19 protein-coding genes and 1 pseudogene are annotated in these 21,564 nt (G+C 76.3%); 9 read left to right on the top strand and 11 right to left on the bottom strand.

Annotation, left to right across the window (positions count from 1 at the left end; genetic code table 11):
• A pseudogene (locus MN205_RS10535) lies at positions 1-424 on the top strand (hypothetical protein); the annotation flags it as partial.
• 18 nt (positions 425-442) lie between these two features.
• Here the strand turns inward: MN205_RS10535 and MN205_RS10540 are convergent.
• The 5 genes from MN205_RS10540 to MN205_RS10560 all read right to left on the bottom strand — a co-directional run bounded on the left by MN205_RS10540 (position 443) and on the right by MN205_RS10560 (position 6,182).
• Positions 443-685, bottom strand: coding sequence for a hypothetical protein (locus tag MN205_RS10540; RefSeq protein WP_242127003.1), 243 nt, complete (start codon positions 683-685; stop codon positions 443-445).
• Positions 686-896: 211 nt separating this feature from the next.
• Entirely contained in the window at positions 897-2,966 is a 2,070-nt protein-coding gene (locus MN205_RS10545; RefSeq protein ID WP_242127005.1) for a beta-galactosidase, read from the bottom strand.
• Between the two features lie 95 nt (positions 2,967-3,061).
• Positions 3,062-3,958, bottom strand: coding sequence for a carbohydrate ABC transporter permease (locus MN205_RS10550; protein WP_242127007.1), 897 nt, complete (start codon positions 3,956-3,958; stop codon positions 3,062-3,064).
• Positions 3,958-4,890, bottom strand: a complete 933-nt coding sequence (locus MN205_RS10555; protein ID WP_242127009.1) for a carbohydrate ABC transporter permease — start codon at positions 4,888-4,890, stop codon at positions 3,958-3,960. The genes MN205_RS10550 and MN205_RS10555 overlap by 1 nt, the downstream gene beginning before the upstream one ends.
• A complete protein-coding gene (locus MN205_RS10560) occupies positions 4,890-6,182 on the bottom strand; it encodes an ABC transporter substrate-binding protein (RefSeq protein ID WP_242127011.1) in 1,293 nt (430 codons plus the stop codon). Before MN205_RS10560 ends, MN205_RS10555 begins: the two co-directional genes overlap by 1 nt.
• 223 nt (positions 6,183-6,405) lie before the next feature.
• Between MN205_RS10560 and MN205_RS10565 the strand changes: the two genes are divergently transcribed.
• Both MN205_RS10565 and MN205_RS10570 read left to right on the top strand, forming a co-directional pair.
• Positions 6,406-7,398: a LacI family DNA-binding transcriptional regulator gene (locus MN205_RS10565; RefSeq protein WP_242127013.1), complete on the top strand. Its 993-nt coding sequence runs from the start codon at positions 6,406-6,408 to the stop codon at positions 7,396-7,398.
• Between the two features lie 74 nt (positions 7,399-7,472).
• Positions 7,473-8,543: an NAD(P)-dependent alcohol dehydrogenase gene (locus MN205_RS10570; RefSeq protein ID WP_242127015.1), complete on the top strand. Its 1,071-nt coding sequence runs from the start codon at positions 7,473-7,475 to the stop codon at positions 8,541-8,543.
• 43 nt (positions 8,544-8,586) lie between these two features.
• Here the strand turns inward: MN205_RS10570 and MN205_RS10575 are convergent, their stop codons facing one another.
• Positions 8,587-9,837, bottom strand: a complete 1,251-nt coding sequence (locus MN205_RS10575; protein WP_242127017.1) for a globin domain-containing protein — start codon at positions 9,835-9,837, stop codon at positions 8,587-8,589.
• Between the two features lie 239 nt (positions 9,838-10,076).
• Between MN205_RS10575 and MN205_RS10580 the strand changes: the two genes are divergently transcribed.
• The 3 genes from MN205_RS10580 (at position 10,077) to dxs (ending at position 13,462) form a co-directional block, all read left to right on the top strand.
• Positions 10,077-10,880: a ferritin-like domain-containing protein gene (locus tag MN205_RS10580; RefSeq protein WP_242127019.1), complete on the top strand. Its 804-nt coding sequence runs from the start codon at positions 10,077-10,079 to the stop codon at positions 10,878-10,880.
• Between the two features lie 88 nt (positions 10,881-10,968).
• Positions 10,969-11,361, top strand: coding sequence for a hypothetical protein (locus tag MN205_RS10585; protein ID WP_242127021.1), 393 nt, complete (start codon positions 10,969-10,971; stop codon positions 11,359-11,361).
• Between the two features lie 181 nt (positions 11,362-11,542).
• Positions 11,543-13,462 carry a 1-deoxy-D-xylulose-5-phosphate synthase gene (gene dxs, locus MN205_RS10590; protein ID WP_242127023.1) on the top strand — a complete coding sequence of 640 codons (1,920 nt, stop codon included), beginning with the start codon at positions 11,543-11,545 and terminating at the stop codon, positions 13,460-13,462.
• Positions 13,463-13,539: 77 nt separating this feature from the next.
• On the opposite strand, the gene MN205_RS10595 is transcribed toward dxs, so the two are convergent.
• The 5 genes from MN205_RS10595 to MN205_RS10615 all read right to left on the bottom strand — a co-directional run bounded on the left by MN205_RS10595 (position 13,540) and on the right by MN205_RS10615 (position 18,108).
• On the bottom strand, positions 13,540-14,466 hold the full coding sequence (locus tag MN205_RS10595; RefSeq protein WP_242127025.1) for a hypothetical protein: 927 nt from the start codon (positions 14,464-14,466) through the stop codon (positions 13,540-13,542).
• A 164-nt stretch (positions 14,467-14,630) separates the two neighbouring features.
• Entirely contained in the window at positions 14,631-15,095 is a 465-nt protein-coding gene (locus MN205_RS10600; RefSeq protein WP_242127027.1) for an ATP-binding protein, read from the bottom strand.
• Between the two features lie 170 nt (positions 15,096-15,265).
• Complete coding sequence (locus MN205_RS10605; protein ID WP_242127029.1) at positions 15,266-16,627, bottom strand: HRDC domain-containing protein; 1,362 nt, start codon at positions 16,625-16,627, stop codon at positions 15,266-15,268.
• A 113-nt stretch (positions 16,628-16,740) separates the two neighbouring features.
• Positions 16,741-17,343 carry a response regulator transcription factor gene (locus MN205_RS10610; protein WP_242127031.1) on the bottom strand — a complete coding sequence of 201 codons (603 nt, stop codon included), beginning with the start codon at positions 17,341-17,343 and terminating at the stop codon, positions 16,741-16,743.
• A 129-nt stretch (positions 17,344-17,472) separates the two neighbouring features.
• Positions 17,473-18,108 (bottom strand): DUF3000 domain-containing protein, encoded by a 636-nt coding sequence (locus tag MN205_RS10615; protein ID WP_242127033.1) that lies wholly within the window; start codon positions 18,106-18,108, stop codon positions 17,473-17,475.
• A 64-nt stretch (positions 18,109-18,172) separates the two neighbouring features.
• Here MN205_RS10615 and hemE point away from each other — a divergent pair, with 64 nt between their 5' ends.
• The 3 genes from hemE (at position 18,173) to hemQ (ending at position 21,547) form a co-directional block, all read left to right on the top strand.
• Positions 18,173-19,333 (top strand): uroporphyrinogen decarboxylase, encoded by a 1,161-nt coding sequence (hemE, locus tag MN205_RS10620; RefSeq protein ID WP_242127035.1) that lies wholly within the window; start codon positions 18,173-18,175, stop codon positions 19,331-19,333.
• Complete coding sequence (hemG, locus tag MN205_RS10625; protein WP_242127037.1) at positions 19,330-20,736, top strand: protoporphyrinogen oxidase; 1,407 nt, start codon at positions 19,330-19,332, stop codon at positions 20,734-20,736. The genes hemE and hemG overlap by 4 nt, the downstream gene beginning before the upstream one ends.
• 82 nt (positions 20,737-20,818) lie before the next feature.
• Positions 20,819-21,547, top strand: a complete 729-nt coding sequence (gene hemQ / locus MN205_RS10630) for a hydrogen peroxide-dependent heme synthase (RefSeq protein ID WP_242127039.1) — start codon at positions 20,819-20,821, stop codon at positions 21,545-21,547.
• The last annotated feature ends 17 nt before the right edge of the window (positions 21,548-21,564 follow it).

The raw sequence follows: 21,564 nt of genomic DNA on the forward strand, positions 1-21,564 counted from the left end.
TGCCCGCGAAGAGGCCGAACGCGCTGCCCGCGAAGAGGCCGAACGCGCTGCCCGCGAAGAGGCTAGTGCGACGGTCCCGGCGGAGACCGGTGCGCAGGAGGGCGAACCGGAACCCGCCGTCGCGCTGGAACTGCCCCCCGGCCTCGGGGCCGCAGCCGACGCGCAGGCCGTCGTCGCCGGCTTCACCACCGGGCTCGGCGGGGGGCACCCCAACGTCGACCAGACGCCGGTGGAGGCGGTGGACGCAGCCGTCGCCCTGGCGTACGGGCGCCTCGGCGTGGAGGCCGCGGACACCGAGGTGCTCGCCGAGGCCATGGACGTGCTGGGGTTCCGGCGCCGCGGGGTGAAGGTCCAGCGGGCGTTCAAGGACGCCGTGCAGCGCGCCAAGAAGCGGATGCGCGGCGCCGGCGTGCGCATCCAGTAGCGCGCCGCGCCGGTGGGTCTACCCCTCCGCGGGCTGCGTCGCGTCCTCGTGCAGGTCCAGCACCGAGGCCAGCTCCACCGGCGCCCCGTCCTCCTCCTGCCCCGTGCGCAACCACACGGTGCCGTCCTCGACGGCCAGGGGAGTGCCGGTGACGCTGCTGCCGTCGGACAGCTGCACCGTCAGGTGCACCGGTTCCTCGGGGTGCACACGCTGGTCCTCCGCGGCGTCCCGCAGCTGCTGCACGATGCGCGGCTCGATCACGACGGCCTCCTGACGGACGACGACCCCTCACCCGGGCCCGGGCGGGCCCCGGGTGCCGCGCCCCCTGCTGGACGCCTCCTCCCAGGGTGCGGCGCACCCGCGTGGTGCGGAAGGGGACGGCGTGTCGCGCGACGGATGTTCACCCGCCGGACACCCGGCGCACCAGCGCTGTGGCGCCACGCCGTGCTCGCGCGCCGGGGCGGGGGAGCGGTCAGGACGGCAGCGCCTCGAGCGACCAGCCGTCGCGGCCCGGGGTGCGCAGCACGGCGGCGCCCGACGCCTCCACCCGCAGGCCCCGCTCCGCGTCGGCGGACGTCAGCAGGTCCGTGCCCGGGCCGGTCACCCGCACGGGCAGCTCCGAGTGGTTCAGCACGAACAGGTACTCGCCGTTCGCGCCGCGCCGCCGGACCACCTCGACCCGCTCGGGCACCGGGCCGTCCAGGACCGGCCGCGCACCTGCCTGCTCGCACAGCGAGGTGATCCAGCGGCGCAGCGGCTCCTCCTCCAGGAACGTCGACACGTAGTGGGCGACGCCCGCCCCGACCCGGTGGCGGGTGGCCGCCGCCTCCCCGGCCAGTTCACCGGCCGCGCCGGCGGGGGAGTAGGTGGCGACGACCTCGGCCCCCTCGGGCAGGACCAGTTCGCTCCACACCCGCCCGCTCAGCGGCTCCGCACCGTCGAGCGACAGCTGCACCTGCTCACCGTCGGCCAGCGGGTGCAGCTCCTCCACGCGCACACCCAGCAGGTCCCGCAGGCGCCCCGGGTAGCCACCGGGCACGACGTGCAGGTGCTCGTCGGCGTACCCGGTGAACGGCCACACCGCCAGGTGACCGCCGGCGTCGACGTGCTCCTCGAACCGGCGCACCGCCGCGTCGTCCACGGGGAACAGGCTGGGAACGAGCACCAGCCGGTAGCGGGACAGGTCCGCGTCCGGCGCGACGAAGTCCACCGCGAACCCCGCCCGCCACAGCGCCCGGTGGGCGCCGCGCACGGCCGCGGAGTAGTCCAGCCGGTCGCTGGGCAGCTGGGCGGTCTCGGTGGCCCACCACCCCTCGGCGTGCCAGACGATCGCCACGTCCGCCTCCACGAGCGGTCCCTGCTCCGGCGGCTCGGCCACCTCCGCGAGGGCGGCCAGGACCGCGCCGAGCTGCTCGAACCCGCGGAACGAGCGCGAGTCCTCACCGGCGTGGGGGACGATGCCGCCGTGCCAGGCCTCCGCACCGGCGGCCGGGGCGCGCCACTGGAAGAACAGCGCCCCCTGCGAGCCGCGGGCCACGTAGGACAGCGAGTTGCGCAGCACCCTCCCGGGGGACTTGTGGGCCCGTCGGCCGGGGACGGTGGAGCTGGTCGAGCTCTGCTCCATCAGCAGCCACGGGTCCCCGCCGCCGAAGGAGCGGGTCAGGTCCGCCCCGTACGCGGCGTGCGTCTCGCCGTCCGGCCCGACGGTGTCCAGGTAGTGGTCCACCGACACCACGTCCAGTTCCGCCGACCAGCTCCACTGCTCCAGGTGGTTCCACGTCGGCAGCATGAAGTTCGTCGTGACCGGTGCTGTCGAGCCCGCCGCGCGGATCGCGTCGCGCTGCTCGCGCAGCGCGTCGAGCATCTCGTCCGAGCTGAAGCGCCGGAAGTCCAGCGCGTGCGTGGGGTTGGGGATGTACTGCGTCGCGCGCGGCGGCAGCACGTCCTCCCACGAGGAGTACCGCTGCGACCAGAACGCCGTGTACCAGGCGCGGTTCAGCTCCTGCAGCGTGCCGTAGCGCCGCTGCAGCCAGCGCCGGAACGCCGCCGCCGCGTGCTCACCGAAGTCCAGCGTCCCGTACTCGTTGTGCACGTGCCACGCCAGCAGCGCCGGGTGGTCCCCGTACCGCTGGGCCAGCCGCTGCGCGATCGCGCGGGAAGCGGAGCGGTAGGCGGGTGCGCTGACGGCGTAGGTGTCGCGGCTGCCGTGGCTCAGGCGCACGCCGTCGGGACCGACCGGCATCGCGTCGGGGTGGGCGCGGGTGAACCACGGCGGCGGGGAGGCCGTCGGAGTGGCCAGCACCACACCGACGCCGCCTGCGTGCAGGGTCTCGAACACCTCGTCCAGCCAGCCGAACTCGTACTCGCCCTCGCGCGGTTCCAGTTCCGCCCAGGAGAACACCCCGATGGTCGCGGCGTTCACCCCCGCCCGGCGCATCAGCTCCACGTCGCGCGCCCACACCTCCGGCGGCCACTGCTCGGGGTTGTAGTCGCCGCCGAAGAGGAGGCGCGAGGTGCTGAAGCGGCGGGCGGGGGAGGGCAAGGAGGTTCTCCTGGGAGGTCGGCCGGGTGGGGCGGGGGTCGGGCGGGGCGGGGGTCGGGCGGGGCGGGGGTCGGGCGGGGCGGGGGTCGGGCGGATCAGCCCTTCAGCCCGCCGCTGACGAGGTCGACGCGCCAGAAGCGCTGCAGCAGGAGCAGCAGCGCGATGAGCGGCACGATGGACACGGCGGCACCGACGATGGCCAGCGAGTACAGCGCCGGCTCACCGGAGCCCTTCGCGAGCAGCGTGTACAGGCCCACGGTCAGCGGGTAGTGCCGTTCGTCGGACAGCATCACGAACGGCAGCAGGAAGTTGTTCCAGATGCCGACGAACTGCAGCATGAAGACGGTCACCATGCCGGGCAGCAGCATCGGCAGGCCGATGGCGGTGAAGGTGCGCCACTCGCCCGCCCCGTCGATGCGCGCCGCCTCCATCGTCTCGTCCGGCACGGCGGCGCCGGCGTAGACGCGCGAGAGGTAGATGCCGAACGGCGAGATGATCGACGGCAGCAGCACCGACCAGTACGTGCCGGCCAGCCCGATCTTCGTCATGAGCAGGTACTGCGGGATCGCGAGGGTGATGCCGGGCAGCAGCACGCCGCCGAGCACGGCGTAGAAGATGGCGTTCCGGCCGGGGAAGTCGTACTTCGCCAGCGCGTACCCGAACGCGGTGGACACCAGCGTGGACAGCACCGCCCCCACCCCGGCGAACACGAGGCTGTTCGCCGCCCACAGCGGGAACGCGCCGTCACCGTAGGCGAAGAGGTCGCGCAGGTTCTCCAGCAGCCCGGTGCCGGGCGCGAAGGTGAAGGTGCTGAACAGCTCGCCGCGCGACTTCGTCGAGGCGACGAGGACCCACGCCACCGGCACCAGGCAGTACAGGGCACCCAGGAGCAGCACCGCGGTCGGCAGGACCTTCGCCCGCGGCCGGCGCGGGTGCGGACGGCCGCGGACGGGTGCCGGGGCCGGGGTGGTGGCGGTGTCGAGCGCGGCCATCAGCCCTCCCCGAAGGCGCGACGCTGGGTGGTGCGCAGCAGCAGCACGGACACCACGAGGGTGCCCACGGCCAGCAGGACGGACGCGGCAGCCGCCAGCGGCAGGTCGTCGCGGGTGAACGCGTCGCGGTAGATCGTCATCAGCGGCACCCAGGTCTGCGAGATGGACGTCGTCATCGGCTGCAGCGTCGTGGGCTCGCCGTACACCTGCAGGGTGCCGATGAGGGCGAAGAGGCCGGTGAGCACCAGGGCGGGCACGACGAGCGGCACCTTCACGCGCAGCGCCACCTGCAGCTCGGAGGCCCCGTCGATGCGGGCGGCCTCCTGGATCTCGACGGGGATGCCGCGCAGGGACGTGTAGATGATGATCATGTTGAAGCCGACGCCTCCCCAGATCGCGATGTTGGCGACCGAGCCGTACAGCGACGTCCCCGACAGGAACGGGATCGTCCCCAGCCCCAGGGCCTGCGTCACGTCGCTGAACGGGCTCGTCGTCGGCAGGTACAGGAACCCCCACAGCAGCGAGGCGATGACGCCCGGCACGGCGTAGGGGACGAAGATGGCCGTGCGGGAGAACCGCTTCGCGCGGGTCGTGGTGGCGTCCAGGAGCAGCGCGAACAGCAGCGCCAGCCCCAGCGTCAGCGGAACCGCGATGAGCCCGTACACCGCGAGCCGGCCGAAGCCCTCCAGGAAGTCCCGGCTGGTCACGGCGGCGACGTAGTTGTCCAGGCCGACGAACGTCTCCTCGCGCACGCCGAAGGGACCCGGCCCGCTGACCCGGAACCCGCGCAGGCTCAGCCACAGCGCGTAGCACATGGGCACCAGCAGGAAGGCGACGAACAGCACCAGGCCGGGTGACATGAACAGGTACGGCGCCAGGCTGCGGCGGCGGCGCACGGGCGCCGCCGCAGCCACCGGGCGGGCGGTGGCCATCAGCCCGCGTCGACCGTGAAGCCGGACTTCTCCATGTCCGCCACCACGGCCTCCTGGGTGGCCGCGAGCGCGTCGGTGAACGAGGTGCCCTCGGTGACCGCTTCGTTGAAGGCGTCCTGGAAGGCGCTGTTGGCGACGTTGACGTTGGGCCCCCAGCTGACCTCGGGCACGGTCTCACCCGCGATGCGCTGCGCGACCTCCCAGTAGTCCTCCTGCTGCGGGGACTGGACCGGCGGTTCGCTCTGCAGGGTGAGCTCCTGGCCCGACAGGGAGGCCGGGTACTGCCCGGCGCTGATCTGCGCGGCCGACCCCTCCGGGCTGGTGTTGATCCACTTCGCGAACTCGGCGGCCTCCTCCGGGTGTTCCGAGGAGGTCGTCACCACGACCGCGGAGCCGCCCTGGAAGGACACCGCGGAGTTCCCCGGCTCCCACTGCGGGAAGGGGGCCAGCGCCCACTGGCCGGCCTGCTCGGGCACGACGCCGTTGATCACGCCGTTGGCCCACAGCGCGGAGGGCCAGGAGAGGACCTTCCCGGCGGCCAGCTTCGCGTTCCACTCCGGGGTCAGCAGCGGTTCGGCGTCGATGACGCCGCGGTCGACGAGGTCCTCCCAGTAGGCGGCGACCTCGCGCGAGGTCTCGTCGTCGATGTCCACCGTCCAGGTGTCACCGTCGACGGTCCACCACTGCGACCCCGCCTGCTGGGCCATGGCCGCGAACGCCCCGAACTCGCCCGGCGCGAAGGTCGCCAGGGTGGACTCGGGGTCCTTCGCGCGGACCTGCTCGGCGGCGGTGCGGAACTCCTCCCACGTCGTCGGCACGCTGATGCCGAGCTCGGCGAACCGCTGCTCGTTGTAGACCATCGCCTGCGGGCCGACGTCCTGCGGGATGCCGTAGACCGCGCCGTCGAACTCCACCTGGCTCCACACGCCGTCGGTGAACTCCTCGGCCACGCCGTCGGTGTGCTCCGAGATGTCCAGCGCGACACCACCGACGATCATCGCCGGCAGCGTGTCGTACTGGACGACGGCCACGTCGGGCGCGTCGCCGGCGCGCGTCGCCGTCAGCAGCTTCGCGCTGGAGTCGGTGGAGCCGCCGGCGTCGGTCTTGCGCACCTGGACGTCGGGGTGGCTGGCGTTCCACGCCTCGACCATGCCGTCCTGCGCCGTGCCCCACGCCCAGTAGTCCAGGGTGATCGGCCCGTCGGCGGCGGCCGGCTCGTCGCCGGAGGAACAGGCTCCCAGCGACAGCGCGAGGGCGCAGGCCGCGAGGACGGCGGTCGTTCTGGTCCTCATCACATCTCCTTCGACGTGTGTCCACCGTGGTGAAGCGCTTCGATTTCGCGCGAGGACGAGCCTCGACCTCGGCGCCGCCCGTGTCAAGGGACCGCACGCACCCTCCGCTGATCGCGCTGGGGTCTTGCTGCCGCTGTGCGGATGACCGTAAGTTTTCCGGAGAAGCGCTTCGACTGCGTGGGCCGTCGGTGGGTACCCCCGGCGCTGACGGGAAGGGGCACCGGTGGCCACGATCGCCGACGTCGCCGAGGTCGCCGGCGTGTCCGCCAGCACGGTCTCGTACGTCCTCAGCGGCAAGCGCGCCATCTCCGCGGCCACCCGCGCCCGCGTGGAGGAGGCCGTCTCCCGGCTCGGCTACCGCCCCCACGCGGGTGCCCGGGCGCTGGCCTCCAGCCGCACCGGCGTCCTCGCGCTCGTCGTCCCCCTGCACGACGACGTCGACGTCGGCGTCGTCATGCAGTTCGTGCGGGGAGTCGTCACCACCGCCCGGGCCCACGACCACGACATCCTGCTGCTCACCCAGGAGGAGACCGCCGGGCTGGAGCGGGTCACCTCCACCTCCCTCGTCGACGGCCTCGTCGTGCTGGACATCGGCGTCGACGACCCGCGCGTGGGCGTCCTCGCCCGCCTCGGCCGGCCCACCGTCCTGGTCGGCGTGCCGCGCGACCCGCACGGCCTGTCGTGCGTCGACTTCGACTTCGCCGGCGCCGCCCGCGTCGCCGTCGCGCACCTGGCCGCCCTCGGGCACCGCCGCGTCGGCCTCGTCGGGGCCACCCCCTCCTCCGTGCGCCGCGGCGCCGGGTACGCCGACCGGCTGCGCGAGGGTTTCCTCGCCGGCGCCGCCGCGGCGGGGCTCACCACCGCGGCCGCCCCGTGCGCCGCCACGGCGGAGGGGGCGCGCGCCTGCCTGGCCGAGCTGCGCGCGCAGCTGCCCGCCCCGACCGCGCTGGTGGTGCACAACGAGGCCGCCCTGCCGCACCTGCTGGCGGCGCTGGACGCCGAGGGCACCCGCGTGCCGGACGACCTGTCGATCGTGAGCGTCGGTGCGCCCGACGCGCGAGCGCGAGCGCTCACCGGCCTGGACGTCCCCGCCCTCGACATCGGCCGCGCGTCCGTGGAGGTGCTGCTGGAGCGGACCGCCGCGCCGCGCGCGCCCGAGGTCCGGTTGCTGTCCTCGCTCCTGACCGACCGCGGCAGCACCGCCGCGCCGCGCTGAGCCCCGCCCGGCGCGCCGCGCGCGCAGCCGGCGTGGTCCACTGGCCGTCCACCCCACGTTCCCGGAGGACACCCGTGAGCACCACCGTCAGCGCCTACGCCGCGCCGTCCGCCACCGAGCCGCTGGCCCCGACGACGATCGAGCGTCGCGACGTCGGCCCGAAGGACGTGCGCATCGAGATCCGGTACGCCGGCATCTGCCACTCCGACATCCACACCGCCCGCGGCGAGTGGGGCCCGGTGGCCTGGCCGATCGTCGTCGGCCACGAGATCGCCGGCGTCGTCGCCGAGGTCGGCCCCGAGGTCACCCGTCACGCCGTCGGCGACCGCGTCGGCGTCGGCTGCATGGTGAACTCCTGCCGCGAGTGCGAGGCCTGCCGCGACGGCGAGGAGCAGTACTGCACCGGCAACGGGCGGGTCCAGGGCATGGTCGGCACCTACGGCGGCACCGACCCCGCCGACGGCCGCCCCACCGCCGGCGGGTACTCCCAGCAGATCGTCGTGGACGAGGACTTCGTCCTGCGCATCCCCGAGGGCCTGGAGCTCGACGTCGCCGCGCCGCTGCTGTGCGCGGGCATCACCACGTACTCGCCGCTGAACCGCTGGGGCGCCGGGGAGGGCACGAAGGTCGCCGTCATCGGCCTCGGCGGCCTCGGCCACATGGCCGTGCAGATCGCCGCCGCCAAGGGCTGCGAGGTCACCGTCCTGTCGCAGTCGCTGAAGAAGCAGGAGGACGGCCTGCGCCTGGGCGCGCACGCCTACCACGCCACCAGCGACCCCGACACGTTCCAGCAGCTGCGCGGGTCCTTCGACCTCATCATCAACACCGTCTCGGCGAACCTGGACCTCGACGCCCACATGGGCCTGCTGCGCCGCAACGGCACGCTCGTCGAGGTCGGCGCCCCCGAGAACCCGATGTCCGTGCGCGCGTTCTCGCTGATCCCCGCGCGCCGCAGCCTGGCCGGTTCCAACATCGGCGGCATCGCCGAGACCCAGGAGATGCTGGACTTCTGCGCCGAGCACGGCATCGCCGCGCAGGTCGAGGTGATCGGCGCCGACCAGGTCAACGAGGCGTGGGAGCGGGTCGTCGCCTCCGACGTGCGCTACCGCTTCGTCATCGACACCAGCACGCTGCCGGCCGTCTGAGGGCGGACGGCGGGNGGGCACCCGCGCGGGTGCCCGCCCGCCGTCAGCGCGCGGCCCCGACCGCGTCCGCGCCCGGGGCGGCCTCGCCGGCCAGGTCCGCCGCCCACAGGTCGGGACCGAACACCTCGTACTGCACGTCGCGCGGTGCGACGCCCCGCTCCAGCAGGGCCTCGCGCACGGCCCGCATGAACGGCAGCGGCCCGCACAGGTAGTACAGGGCGTCCTCGGGCAGGTCCACGTCCGCGAGGTCCATGAACCCGCGGAACACCCCGTCGGCCGGCAGGCCCTCGCCGCCGCCCTCCTCGAACCACACGTGCGCGGAGGCGTTCGGCAGCGCCGCCACGTCCCCCAGCACCTGCCGACGCAGCGCGAACGCGTCCTCGCGGGCGTCGGCGTGCAGCAGCGCCACCCGCAGGCCCGAACCGGCCGCGGCCAGGTGCGAGAGCATCCCCGCCATCGGGGTGATGCCGATGCCGGCGCTGGCGAACACCACCGGGCGGCCGGAGTCGTCCAGGACCACGTCGCCGAACGGCAGCGACATCGTCAGCTCGTCGCCGACCCGCACCGACCCGCACAGCGCGTTCGACACCTCCCCGTCGGGCTCGCCGCCGCCGTGGACGCGCTTGACGGAGAACTGCCGGTGCCGGCCGTCGTCGGCGCGGGTGAGGCTGTACTGGCGCGGCTGGCGCACGCCGTCCGGCATCGGCACCTGCACGGTCACGTACTGCCCGGGCAGGGACGTCTTCACCAGGCGGTCGTCCGCCCGCTCGACCACGAACGTCACCACGTCGTCGGTCTCGCGGACCTTCTCCACCACGCGCCAGTTCCGCCAGACCGTGTCCGGGCGCACGCCGCGCGCGCTGTACAGGCCGCGCTCCTGGTGGATCAGCGCGTACGCCATCAGCCAGTACACCTCGTCCCAGGCGGCGGCCACCTCGGGCGTGACCGCGTCGCCCAGGACGTCACCGACGGCCCAGAACAGGTGCTCGTGCACGACGTCGTACTGCTCGGGCCGGATGCCCAGCGAGGCGTGCTTGTGCGCGATGCGGGACAGGAGCTGCTCGGGCAGCTGCTCGGGCGTGCGCAGCAGGGCGCTGGCGAAGACGGCCACCGAGCCGGCCAGGGCGACCTGCTGGCTGCCCTGCGCCTGGTTGCCGCGGTTGAACGTGCCGTCGAACAGCTCGGGGTGCGCGGCGAACAGGTGCCGGTAGAAGCGCTGCGCGATCTGCTCGATGTTGTCGGCGATCACCGGCAGGGTCGCCTCCAGCACGGGGCGGGAACGGTCCGAGAGCACGGTGGTCCTCCTCCGGTGGCGACGACGGCACCGGTTCGGGGACCGGCGCCGCTCCACTGACCCGGATCACGCTAGTGGGGGCGGCGACGGCCCGACACCCGGCAGGTTTCGGGCCGCGGACCCGGCGGGGTGCGGCGGCCTCCGCCCCCGTGCACCGGTCCGTGCGGGTGCAGCCCCGGCGAACGCGTGCCAGGTTGGCGCAGGAGCAACCGGAGGAACCGACGACGGAGGAGCGCACGATGTTCGAACGCCTCAAGACCCCCGAGCAGGTCTTCAGCTACAAGCTGGGCTCTGCGCTGACCATGGAGAAGGACACCCTGACGATGCTGGGGCGCCTCGAGGAGGCCGCCCGTCGTGAGGAGCTCAAGGAGCTGCTGCGCGAGCACGCCGAGGAGACCCGCCGGCAGATCCAGGTCGTCGAGCAGTGCTTCGCCCTGCTGGGCGAGGAGGTCGACGACTCCCCGTGCCCGGTGACCAAGGCGCTGGCGGCCGAGGCCGAGACCACCCTGAAGAAGACCGACGACTCCCTCGTGGACGCGGTGATCCTCGCCGGCGCGCTGGAGACCGAGCACCTCGAGCAGGCCGTGTACGAGACGCTGGTCCTGCACGCCCGCGCCCGCGGCGCCGGGCACGTCGCGAAGCTGCTCGAGGCCAACCTGGAGGAGGAGCGCGCCGCCGGCTCCAGGGTCAAGGCGATGGCGGAGCGGATCGCCGTCACCGGGGTCGCCACCGAGGAGAACGCGGGCATGGGCACCGGCACCAAGGCCGGCCTGGCCGCCGGTGCCGCCGCCGCGGTCGCCGGAGCTGCCGCCGCGGCGTCGAAGGTGGCCGACCGCAAGGCCACGTCCGAGGCGCACGAGGCGGCGGAGGAGTCGCTGCGCACGCAGCCGGCCGGCGACGTCACCACCACGCCGGTCACCGAGCCGGTCACCGAGCCGGCCCCGGCCCCGGCCCCGGTGGCGGGGCAGCTGGGCGACGCCGCCCTGGAGGAGCGCATCGCCGCCAGCGAGGCCCGCGAGGGGCGCCCCGCCCCCGGCGCCTGACGCCACCGGCCGGTCCGGCCGCGAGGAGCGGCTGGACCGGCCCGCCGGCGGTACCCTCGAACGGACGTTCGAAGCGGAGGGGGTGCGGGTGCGCGGACACGGTGAGCGCGAGGGGTCCCGGCACGGCCCGCCGGGCTGGCCGGCGCCCGTGCCGCCACCGGGAGCGGCCGGGTTCGAGCGCGCCGCGGTGGCCTGGCTGCTGGACCGGGCCCCGCCCGAGCACCGCGGCCACCCGCCGGTGCACCGCCACCCGGTGGTGCTGGCCTGGCTGGTCGGCCACCACGTCGCCGCCCAGCGCGAGGCGGTGCGCCGCGCCACCGCCGGTGCCCGCGTGGAGCTCGCCGAGCACCTGCCGCCCGAGGTCGTCCCGCGCGTCCTGGAGGTCCTGGAGGGCGAGGAGCTGCGGCTCGTGCGACTGGCCCGGTCGGTGGACCTGCTGCAGCGCGCCCTGCGCGGCGAGGCGTTCGTCCCCCGGCTGTGACGCGGCCCGCGGAGATGGCGTGCGCGTTCCGTGGCGGTGCGCCGACCGGGGGTGGTTGACCGCGCTGACGTCGCACCCGGCTCCTACACTCGCCCGGACGACCCCACCGGACGGCACCGCACGCCACCGGGCGGCCGCCGACCGCACCACCACCGCACGCGCGTACAGGAGGCCACCCCGCATGGGGCTGCTCGAGAACATCACCGGGCCGGAGGACCTCAAGGACCTGCCCCCGGAGCAGCTGCCGCAGCTGGCCGCCGAGGTGCGCGACTTCCTCGTCGCCGCCGTCAGCCGCACCGGCGGGCACCTGGGGCCGAACCTGGGCGTGGTGGAGCTCACCATCGCCGTGCACCGGGTCTTCGACTCCCCGCGCGACCGGCTGGTGCTCGACACCGGCCACCAGAGCTACGTGCACAAGCTGCTCACCGGCCGGCAGGACTTCACGCGCCTGCGCGAGGCCGACGGGCTGTCCGGCTACCCCTCGCGCGCCGAGAGCGAGCACGACCTGGTGGAGAACTCCCACGCCTCCACGTCCCTGTCCTGGGCCGACGGCCTGGCGAAGGCGTTCGAGCTGCGCGGCGAGCGCGACCGGCGGGTCGTGGCCGTCATCGGCGACGGGGCGCTCACCGGGGGCATGGCGTGGGAGGCGCTGAACAACATCGCCGCCTCCGAGCGCCCGGTGATCATCGTCGTCAACGACAACGAGCGCTCCTACGCGCCCACCATCGGCGGCATGGCCTCGCACCTGGCGACGCTGCGCACCACCCGTGAGTACGAGAAGCTGCTGGACTGGGGCAAGCAGTCCCTCAAGCGCGGCGGGGCCCCCGGCCGGCTGGCCTACGAGACCCTGCACGGGATGAAGAAGGGCATCAAGGACATCGTCGCCCCGCAGGGGCTGTTCGAGGACCTGGGCCTGAAGTACGTCGGCCCCGTCGACGGCCACGACGTGGAGGCCGTCGAGCACGCCCTGCGCCGCGCGCGCTCCTACGGCGGGCCCGTCATCGTGCACGCCCTGACCCAGAAGGGCCGCGGCTACAAGCCCGCCCTGGACGACAGCGCCGACCACTTCCACGCCGTCGGCGTCATCGACCCCGAGACCGGCGAGGCGCAGGCCAGTTCGGGCTCCTCGTGGACCAGCGTGTTCGCCGACGAGATGGTCGCCCTCGCCGCCGTGCGCGAGGACCTCGTGGGCATCACCGCCGCGATGCGCCTGCCCGTGGGCCTGGAGCCGTTCGCCCGCGCCCACCCCGAGCGCGTCTTCGACGTCGGCATCGCCGAGCAGCACGCCGTCACCTCCGCCGCCGGGATGGCCGCCGGCGGCCTGCACCCCGTGGTGGCCGTCTACGCCACCTTCCTCAACCGCGCCTTCGACCAGGTGCTCCTCGACGTCGCCCTGCACCGCGCGGGCGTCACGTTCGTCCTCGACCGCGCCGGGGTCACCGGCCCCGACGGCGCCAGCCACCACGGCGCCTGGGACATGGGCCTGTGCCGCCTGGTGCCCGGGCTGCGGCTGGCCGCCCCCCGCGACGCCACCACGCTGCGCGAGGAGCTGCGCGAGGCCGTCGCCGTCGAGGACGCCCCCACCGTGGTGCGCTTCAGCAAGGGCAAGGTGCCCGCGGACCTGCCGGCGATCGCCCGCACCGGCTGCGTGGACGTCCTGGAGGGCCCGCGGTGGGCGGACGGCGACGAGGTGCTGCTCGTCGCCGTGGGTTCGCTGGTGCCGCGCGCCCTGGACGTCGCCGCGAGACTGCGGGACCACGGCGTCGGCGTCACCGTCGTCGACCCCCGCTGGGTCGTGCCCGTCCCCGAGGCCCTGGTGGAGCTGGCCGGCGCCCACCAGCACGTCGCGGTCATGGAGGACGGCGGCGAGGTCGGCGGCCTGGGGTGGGCGCTCACCCGGGAGCTGAGCAGCCGTTCGGTGCCCACGCCCGTGCTCACCTTCGCCCTGCCGCAGCGGTTCCTGGACCACGGCTCGCGCGAGGCGATCCTCGACGAGGTGGGGCTGGCGCCGCAGGCCGTGGCCCGCACCATCGTGGAGTCGGTGGCCCGCAGCGCCCCCGTCGACGCCCACGCCCCGTCCGCGCCGGGCCGCACGGCCTGACGCGACGCGCCGACCGGCCGAGGGGTACCCCGGCGGTCGGCGCGGCGGCGGTCACGACCCGGCCGGGGCCGGGCCCGTCACAGCCGCAGGACTGCGCGCGCCAGTGCGCCGCCGGCGTCCGCGCCGCCGCGGTGCCCGCGCACGTCCGGGGCGGTCGGCGCGGGTGCCACCTCCTCGCGCGTGACCAGGACGGGGCGGCGCAGGCCCCGGTCCGCCGGGTCCGTCACCGCCCACGCCGCCACCACGAAGGCGGGGTCCACGCGGGCCAGGTCGAACCAGCCGCGCGTGCGGTCCGGCACCGCGACGGCGCGCAGCACCGGGCCCGCGGAGTCACCGGGGGCGGTGACCAGGTGCGCGCGCAGGCTCGCCGCCGCCAGCAGCGTCGGCGCGTCGCACCCGCCCACCGGCCGCAGCACCCCGCCGTCGCGGGCGCCCTCGTCGCGGTGCAGCCGGTGCGCCGCCAGCGACCCCATCGCCTCCAGGTGCTCGCGCTGCGCCGCCGTGAGCCCCGCGGCCGCACCGGTGGCGCGCGCCGAGGCCGCCGGCACCGGCAGCGCGCGCTCGCGCCCCGCGTGCGTGACCACGACGCCGGGCCCGAGGTCCAGCGCGCCGCCGAGCACCGCGGTCGACTCCCACACGGCGCCCGGGTGCCGGTCCGCGCCGCGCGGCACGGCCAGCGGCACGAGCCGCACCGCGCGCCGGTGCAGCTCCCGGTGCGCCAGCAGCAGCTGCCGCACCCGCAGCCGGGCCGCCGCCCCCGGGGCCGCGTCGTCGGCCCCGGGGGGGCCAGAGCGCGCGGTGAGAGGGCCGCGGGGGAAGGGGCCCGCGGTGGCGGCGACGTCCGCCCACGCCAGCGGGGCGCAGCCGGGCAGGTGCACGCCGTCGTCGTCGGGGTCCACGTCCAGGTCGTCGAGCACGCTCGCGGCGAGCACGCAGCGGCGCAGGAACGCCCGGACGGGTGGCGGCTGTCCGTGGTCCACCCCGTGGTTCGCCCCGTGGTTCACGGTGGCGACCGTAGGCGACAGCGACCCCCGTGCCGCGCCACGACCGGTGCCGTTGCGCCGAACGGGTCACGAGGCGCCTCCCGGCGGGTGGCCGCGCTGACGCTGCGCGCCCGGTGGGTGGCGGGCCGGTGGGGGCGTTCGGTCCCCGCGTCCCTGCGGTGCGCTCAGCCGGGCGCCAGGTGGAACCAGACCGTCTTGCCGCCCGGGGCACCCGGCAGCGGCTCGTCCTCGTCCGGTTGCGGCCAGCCGACGACGGGACCCGCCTCACCGTCCACCTCACCGGCGGCGGCCGCGGGGGGCTGGCTGCGGTAGACGCCCCACGCCGTGGACAGCGCGTCCACCAGGGCGATCCCGCGCCCCTCGGTCGCGCCGGGCAGTTGCGTGCGCAGCGCCGGCACCCGCCGCTCCCCGTCGGAGATCCCCACGACGATGCCCTCCTCGTCGTGGGTCAGCGTCAGCACCACCGGGCCACGGGCGTGCTCGAGGGCGTTGGAGACCAGTTCGCTGGTCAGCAGCTCGGCGATCCAGCGCCGCGCCTCCGGCAGGTGCTCGTCGGGGCAGCGCTCGCACACCCAGTGCCGCGCCATGGCCGCCGCGGACAGCTGCTCGCCCAGCGTGAGGCGCTCCACAGCCCACCTCCACCTCGCCGAGACCGGCGCGTCGTCGTCACCGAACCACCCAGGCTTCCGCAGGTCACCGGCCCCGGCAAGACGAACGTGTGCAGCCTCGGGACGACCCGCGCCCGGCGGCGGTGGGCGGAGGGTGCCGGCACCCGGCACGGGCAGCGGCGGGGGAGGGGTCAGCCGGTGCGGGAGGCCCCGTCGCCGGCTCCCTCGCCGGTCCCGTCGGTGGACTCGGCCGCGGCCTCGACGGCCTCCGGCACCCGCGCCTCGGCCAGCGCCGTGGCGAGCGCCGGCGCGACCAGCTCCACCTGCCACGGGCGCGCCCCGCGCTCCCGCAGGGCCCGGGCGACGCCGTCGGCGTCCAGCGGCTGCGGCGGCTGCCACGCCAGGCGCCGCAGCGCGTCCGGCTGCAGCAGGTTCTCCACCGGCACCGCGCGCCGGTCGGCGATGGTGGTGACGGCCGCGCGCGCGGCGGCCAGCCGGGCCGCGGCCTCGGGGTGCTTGGCGGCCCACGCGCGCGGCGGCGGGGGACCGTCGCCGCGCACCGCCTGCTGCGGCAGCTCGGCGTCCGGCAGCGCCAGGCCGTGCGCCACCGCGGCCGCCCACAGCTCCAGCCGGGTGCGCGAGGCGCGGCCGGTGAACCCGGCCGTGGCGGCCAGGGCCTGCGGGCTGCGCGGCAGGGTGCGCGCGGCGGCGACGATCGCGGAGTCCGGCAGCAGCCGGCCCGGGGAGGTGTCGCGGCGGCGGGCCTCCGCGTCGCGCGCCAGCCACAGCTCGCGCACCACCGCCAGCTGCCGGCGTGAACGCACCGCGTGCAGGCCCGAGACGCGGCGCCACGGCTCAGCAGGCGGGACCGGCAGCGGCGCCGCGGCGATCGCGGCGAACTCCTGCTGCGCCCACTCCAGCTTGCCCTGCGCCGCCAGCCGCTCGGCCAGCGCGTCGCGCACCTCGACGAGGACCTCCACGTCCAGGGCCGCGTACGTCAGCCACGGCTCCGGCAGCGGGCGGGTGGACCAGTCCACCGCCGAGTGCTCCTTCGCCAGGCGCAGGCCCAGCAGCTCCTCCACGACGGCGCCCAGCCCCACCCGGGGCAGCCCGGCCAGCCGCGAGCCGAGCTCGGTGTCGAACAGGGTGGTGGGGCGCATCCCCACCTCCGCCAGGCACGGCAGGTCCTGGCTGGCGGCGTGCAGCACCCACTCGGCGCCCGAGAGCGCCTCGCCCAGAGCGGACAGGTCCGGCAGCGCGGCGGGGTCGATCAGCGCGGTGCCCGCACCGGCGCGGCGCAGCTGCACGAGGAACGCCCGCTGCCCGTAGCGGTAGCCGGAGGCCCGCTCGGCGTCCACGGCCACCGGTCCGGTGCCGGCCGCCATTGCCGCCACCACGCGTTCCAGGCCCGCTGCGTCGGCCACGACGGGCGGCAGGCCCTGCGCGGGGGCGTCGAGCAGCGGCAGCTCGGCGGCGGGAGCATCGCCCGGCGCGGTGCCCGGGTTCGCCTCCGCCGGCGGCTGCACGTCTCGTTGTCCCCTCCCGACCGGCACGGGCCCCACCGTACGTGCCGCGGGCGGCCGCGGGTCCGGTGGGGCACCGACGCCGGCGCGGCGTCAGCCGGTGCGGTGCCCCCGGCCCCGCTCCGGGCAGCCGCCGGGGCGGCTCACTGGATGACGCCGGCCCGCAGGGTGATGGCCACCATCTCGGCGCGGTCGCCCGTGCCCAGCTTGCGCGCGATGCGAGCCAGGTGGCTCTTCACCGTCAGCGCCGACAGGCCCAGCGCCGCGCCGGTGTCCTTGTTCGAGCGGCCGTCGGCGACGTGCTGCAGCACCTCGACCTCCCGCTCCGACAGGCTGTCCACGCCGGACTCGCCGGTGCGGCTCTCGAAGCCGGTGCCCTCCGGGCGGGTGGTCACCAGGTAGCAGCGCACCCCTGCGGCCACCGCGCCGCGCACCGCGAACGGGTCCGCGTTGCTGGAGAGCACGACGCAGCGGTTCCAGCCCGCCGCGCGCAGCTCCGAGACGAGCTGGGCGCCGGAGCCGTCCGGCAGGCCGGCGTCGGCGATGAACAGCGCGCGCGGGCCGCTGCGGGCCATCGCACGGGCCTGGGCGACGCTCCCGGCGTGCTCGACGTTGACCGCGCCGAGCATGCGCAGGGTCCGGGTCACGGACTCCCGCACGACGGGGTCGGCGACCGCCACCAGCGCGGCGAAGCGGCCGAGGCGTGACGGGACGGCCATCCCGGGGCGTTCGACGAGCGCAGTCACCGTCGTCCTCCTGCACGAACTGGGCGGCCGCCTCCTGCGGCACGCCTCACTGAGGAGGTGATCGGCCCGTGGACGGGTGGACTTGACAGCGCCGGACCGGCCGATCGCGCCGGGACGGGACCGGCCGTCTCAGCGTTGCGGCCGCGGCAGCGGCGTGACGCCCTCCGGCACCGGCGGCAGCCCCGCCACCGTGCACAGCAGCAGCGCCCAGGCGCCCAGGTGGGCGGCCACGTCGAAGGGCGGCCCGTCGCCGCCGGCGGCCCCACCGCCCCGCGGGGCGTCGGGGAGCGGTGTCCAGGAGGCCCGCAGCTCCACGTCCACCGACGGCGGGCGGTCCGCCAGCGCCCCGTAGCCCTCCGAGAGCACCCGGGTGACCGTGCCGCCCACGCCGCTCGCGCGCGCCCCGTGCCCCCGCAGCCCCTCCTCCAGCCAGCTCCAGCCGACCTGGCCCAGCAGCGGGTCCGCCCCCATCTCCGCCTCGAGGTCGGCGCGCGCGTACGTGACGACGCGGAACGTGCCGTCCCACTCCGGCGGCGCCGACGGGTCGTGGAGCAGGATGAACCGGCCCGTGGCCAGCTCCTCACCGCCGGCGGCCACGTCCCCCGCCAGCGCCACGGCGTGCGGGGCGATCCGCGCGGGCGCGGGAACCTCCGTCAGCGTCACCTCCGGGCGGACCCGGGCCGCGCGCAGGGCGCGCACGGCGCGTTCGAAGGCGTCGGGGACCGTGCCGTCACGGGCCGCGCCGGGCACTCGGGAGAGCGTCACGCCTCGGGAGACTAGGGACGCGGGGCCCCGCGGCGGGGGCGGCGCGCCGTGCGACGATCGGGCCGTGCCTGGACCCGCCGACGCCACGACCGCCCCCGCGCCCGACGCCACCCCCGCCGGCGCCCCCGCTGCCGGGGACCCGCTGGCCGGTGCCCCGTACCTGCGGGTGGCGCGCGGCGACGTCGCCCGGGGGGTGCGGCCGGAGCACGTCCCGGTGTGGTTCATGCGCCAGGCCGGCCGCTCGCTGCCGGAGTACCGCGCGGTGCGCGAGGGCACCACCATGCTGGAGTCCTGCCGGCGCCCCGAGCTCGTCGCCGAGATCACCCTGCAGCCCGTGCGCCGGTACGGCGTGGACGCGGCGATCTTCTACTCCGACATCGTGGTGCCGCTGGAGGCCGCCGGCGTCGGCGTGGAGATCGTGCCCGGCACCGGGCCCGTCATCGCCGAGCCGGTGCGCACCCGCGCCGACCTGGACCGCGTGCCCGAGCTGGACCCCGACCAGCTGCAGCACGTCACCGACGCTGTGCGCCTGACCGTCGAGCAGTTGCGGGCCACCGGCACCCCCCTCATCGGCTTCGCCGGCGCCCCCTTCACCCTCGCCAGCTACCTGGTCGAGGGCGGACCCTCCCGGGACCTGCTGCGCACCAAGGCCCTCATGCACGCCGACCCGCAGCTCTGGCACGACCTGGCAGCGCGGCTCGCGCGGATCGCCGGCGCGTTCCTGCGCGCCCAGGTCCTCGCCGGTGCCTCCGCCGTGCAGCTGTTCGACTCCTGGGTCGGCTCCCTGTCCCTGGCCGACTACGAGCGGCACGTCGCGCCGCACTCCGCCGCCGCCCTGCGCGCCGTCGCCGACCTGGGGGTGCCGCGCACCCACTTCGGCACCGGGACCGGTGAGCTGCTCGGCGCGATGGCCGCCGTCGACGGCGGTGTGGACGTGCTCGGCGTGGACTTCCGCGTGCCCCTGGACGAGGGGGCCGCCCGGGGGCGCGCCGGCGCCGGCCGGCCCGTGGCCGTGCAGGGCAACCTCGACCCGGCCCTGCTGTCCGCACCCTGGGACGTGCTGCGCGGCGAGGTGCGCCGGGTCCTCGCCGCCGGCGAGCGCGCCGGCGGCGGGCACGTCTTCAACCTCGGCCACGGGGTGCCGCCGAGCGCCGACCCGGCGGTGCTGCAGCGCGTGGTCGACGAGGTGCACGCCTGGCGCGGCGCCGGGGACGGCGCCGAGTGAGCGTGCCGACCGGCCCGCGACCCCGCGTCGTGGTGGTCGGCGGCGGCGTCAGCGGCCTGGCCGCCGCGCACCGGCTGCTGCACCGCGGCGCCGACGTGGAGGTGCTCGAAGCCTCGCCCCGCACCGGCGGGGTCCTCCAGCGCGCCGAGGTCGGCGGCGTCGTCGTCGACCTCGGCGCGGAGTCCGTCCTCGCCCGCCGCCCCGAGGCCGTCGAGCTGGTCCGCGCCGCCGGGCTCGGCGACGACCTCGTGCACCCGGCGACCGCCGCGGCCTCCGTGCGCTCGCACGGCGCCCTGCACCGCCTGCCCGCCGGCACCGTCATGGGCGTGCCCGGCTCCGCCGACCAGGTCGCCGGGCTGCTCCACCCCGACGCCGTGGAGCGCGTGCGCGCCGAGGAGGACCTGCCCGCCGCGCCGCTGGAGCACGACGTCGCCGTCGCCGACCACGTCGCCGCCCGCGTGGGCCGCGAGGTCGTCGACCGTCTCGTCGAGCCCCTCCTCGGCGGCGTCTACGCCGGGCACGCCGACCGCCTCTCCCTGCGCGCCACGGTGCCCGCCCTGTGGGAGAGCGCCCGCCGCGGCGGTTCCCTGCTGGCCGCCGTGCGCGCCGCCGCCGCGGCCCGCCCCGCCGACGCCGGCCCCGTCTTCGCCGGCGTGGCCGGGGGAGTGGCCCGCCTGCCCGAGGCCCTGACCGCGGCGCTGGCCGCCACCGGCGTCGCCGTGCGCACCGGCACCCCCGTCACCGCCCTGGAGCGCGACCCGGCCGGCGGCTGGCGCGTGATCACCCCCGGTGGCACCCGCACCGCCGACGCCGTCGTCCTCGCCGTGCCCGCACCCGTCGCCGCGGCCCTCCTGCGCACCGCGGTGCCCGCCGCCGCGGCCGAGCTGGCCGCCGTGGAGACCGCGGGCGTGGTCATCGCGGCGCTCGCCGTGCCCACCGTCGAGCTGGGAGGGCTGACCGGCTCCGGGGTGCTCGTGCCCCCGGTGGAGGCGGCCGCCGCGGGCCTGCGGGTGAAGGCGCTGACCCTGTCGGCGAACAAGTGGGACTGGGTGGCCGCCCAGCGACCGGACGTGCGGGTGCTGCGCGTGTCCCTGGGCCGTGCCGGGGAGCGCGAGGCGCTGGAGGCCGACGACGCCGACGTGCTGCGCTGGGCCGCCGCCGACGCCTCGACGCTGCTGGGGCGCGAGCTGCACCCGGTGGGCTCGGCGGTGGTGCGCTGGGTCGACGGGCTGCCCCAGTACGCCGTGGGGCACGTCGAGCGCGTCGAGCGGCTGCGCGCCGCGGTCGCCGCCGCCGGCGGGCTCGCGCTGGCCGGCGCCGTCCTGGACGGGGTGGGCGTGCCGGCGTGCGTGGCCGCCGCCACCCGCGCCGCCGACGAGGTGCTGCCCGCCCCGGTGGGGTGACCCGGGAGGGGACCGGGAGGGGTGACGACCCTCACCCCTCCCCGCGCCGGGAGCGCCCGCCCGCCGGGTGGACGATGGGGGCATGAGCCAGGAGACCCCGAACGCCGCGGCGCCCGCCGCCGCGCGCACCAGCGCCGAGGAGATCAACAACACCATCGCCTACGCGATGTGGTCGGTGTTCGCGGTGCGCGACACCCTCGGCGACGCGGACCGCGCCGAGCTGATCGACGAGGTGCAGGCGCTGCTGGACGAGCTCACCGGCAAGGGCCTGACCGTGCGCGGCCTCTACGACGTCGCCGGCCTGCGTGCCGACGCCGACCTCATGGTGTGGTGGTACGCCGACACCGTCGAGCTCGTGCAGGAGGCGTACCGCCGGCTGCGCGCCACCCGCCTGGGCCGCCACCTGACCCCGGTGTGGTCGGTCGTCGCGCTGCACCGCCCCGCGGAGTTCAACCGCGGCCACATCCCGGCGTTCATGGCCGGCGAGGAGCCCCGCGGCTACCTGTGCGTGTACCCGTTCGTGCGCTCCTACGACTGGTACCTGCTCCCCGAGGAGGAGCGGCGCACGATGCTGCGCGACCACGGCCTGGCCGCCCGCTCCTACGGCGACGTGCGCGCCAACACCGTCTCCGCGTTCGCGCTGGGCGACTACGAGTGGGTGCTGGCGTTCGAGGCCGACGAGCTGCACCGCATCGTCGACCTCATGCGCGAGCTGCGGAACACCGAGGCCCGCCGGCACGTGCGCGAGGAGGTGCCGTTCTACACCGGCACCAGGACGCCGCTGGCCGAGCTCGTGGCCGCCCTGCCCTGACCGGGCCACCGCGCGCG

Source organism: Kineococcus sp. TRM81007 (assembly GCF_022669155.1).
Lineage (GTDB): Bacteria > Actinomycetota > Actinomycetes > Actinomycetales > Kineococcaceae > Kineococcus.

Coding starts and splice junctions, on each gene's coding strand:
- MN205_RS10550 (WP_242127007.1), bottom strand. CDS start 3,958: ATGGCCGCGCTCGACACCGCCACCACCCCGGCCCCGGCACCCGTCCGC.
- MN205_RS10555 (WP_242127009.1), bottom strand. CDS start 4,890: ATGGCCACCGCCCGCCCGGTGGCTGCGGCGGCGCCCGTGCGCCGCCGC.
- MN205_RS10560 (WP_242127011.1), bottom strand. CDS start 6,182: ATGAGGACCAGAACGACCGCCGTCCTCGCGGCCTGCGCCCTCGCGCTG.
- MN205_RS10580 (WP_242127019.1), top strand. CDS start 10,077: ATGTTCGAACGCCTCAAGACCCCCGAGCAGGTCTTCAGCTACAAGCTG.
- dxs (WP_242127023.1), top strand. CDS start 11,543: ATGGGGCTGCTCGAGAACATCACCGGGCCGGAGGACCTCAAGGACCTG.
- hemQ (WP_242127039.1), top strand. CDS start 20,819: ATGAGCCAGGAGACCCCGAACGCCGCGGCGCCCGCCGCCGCGCGCACC.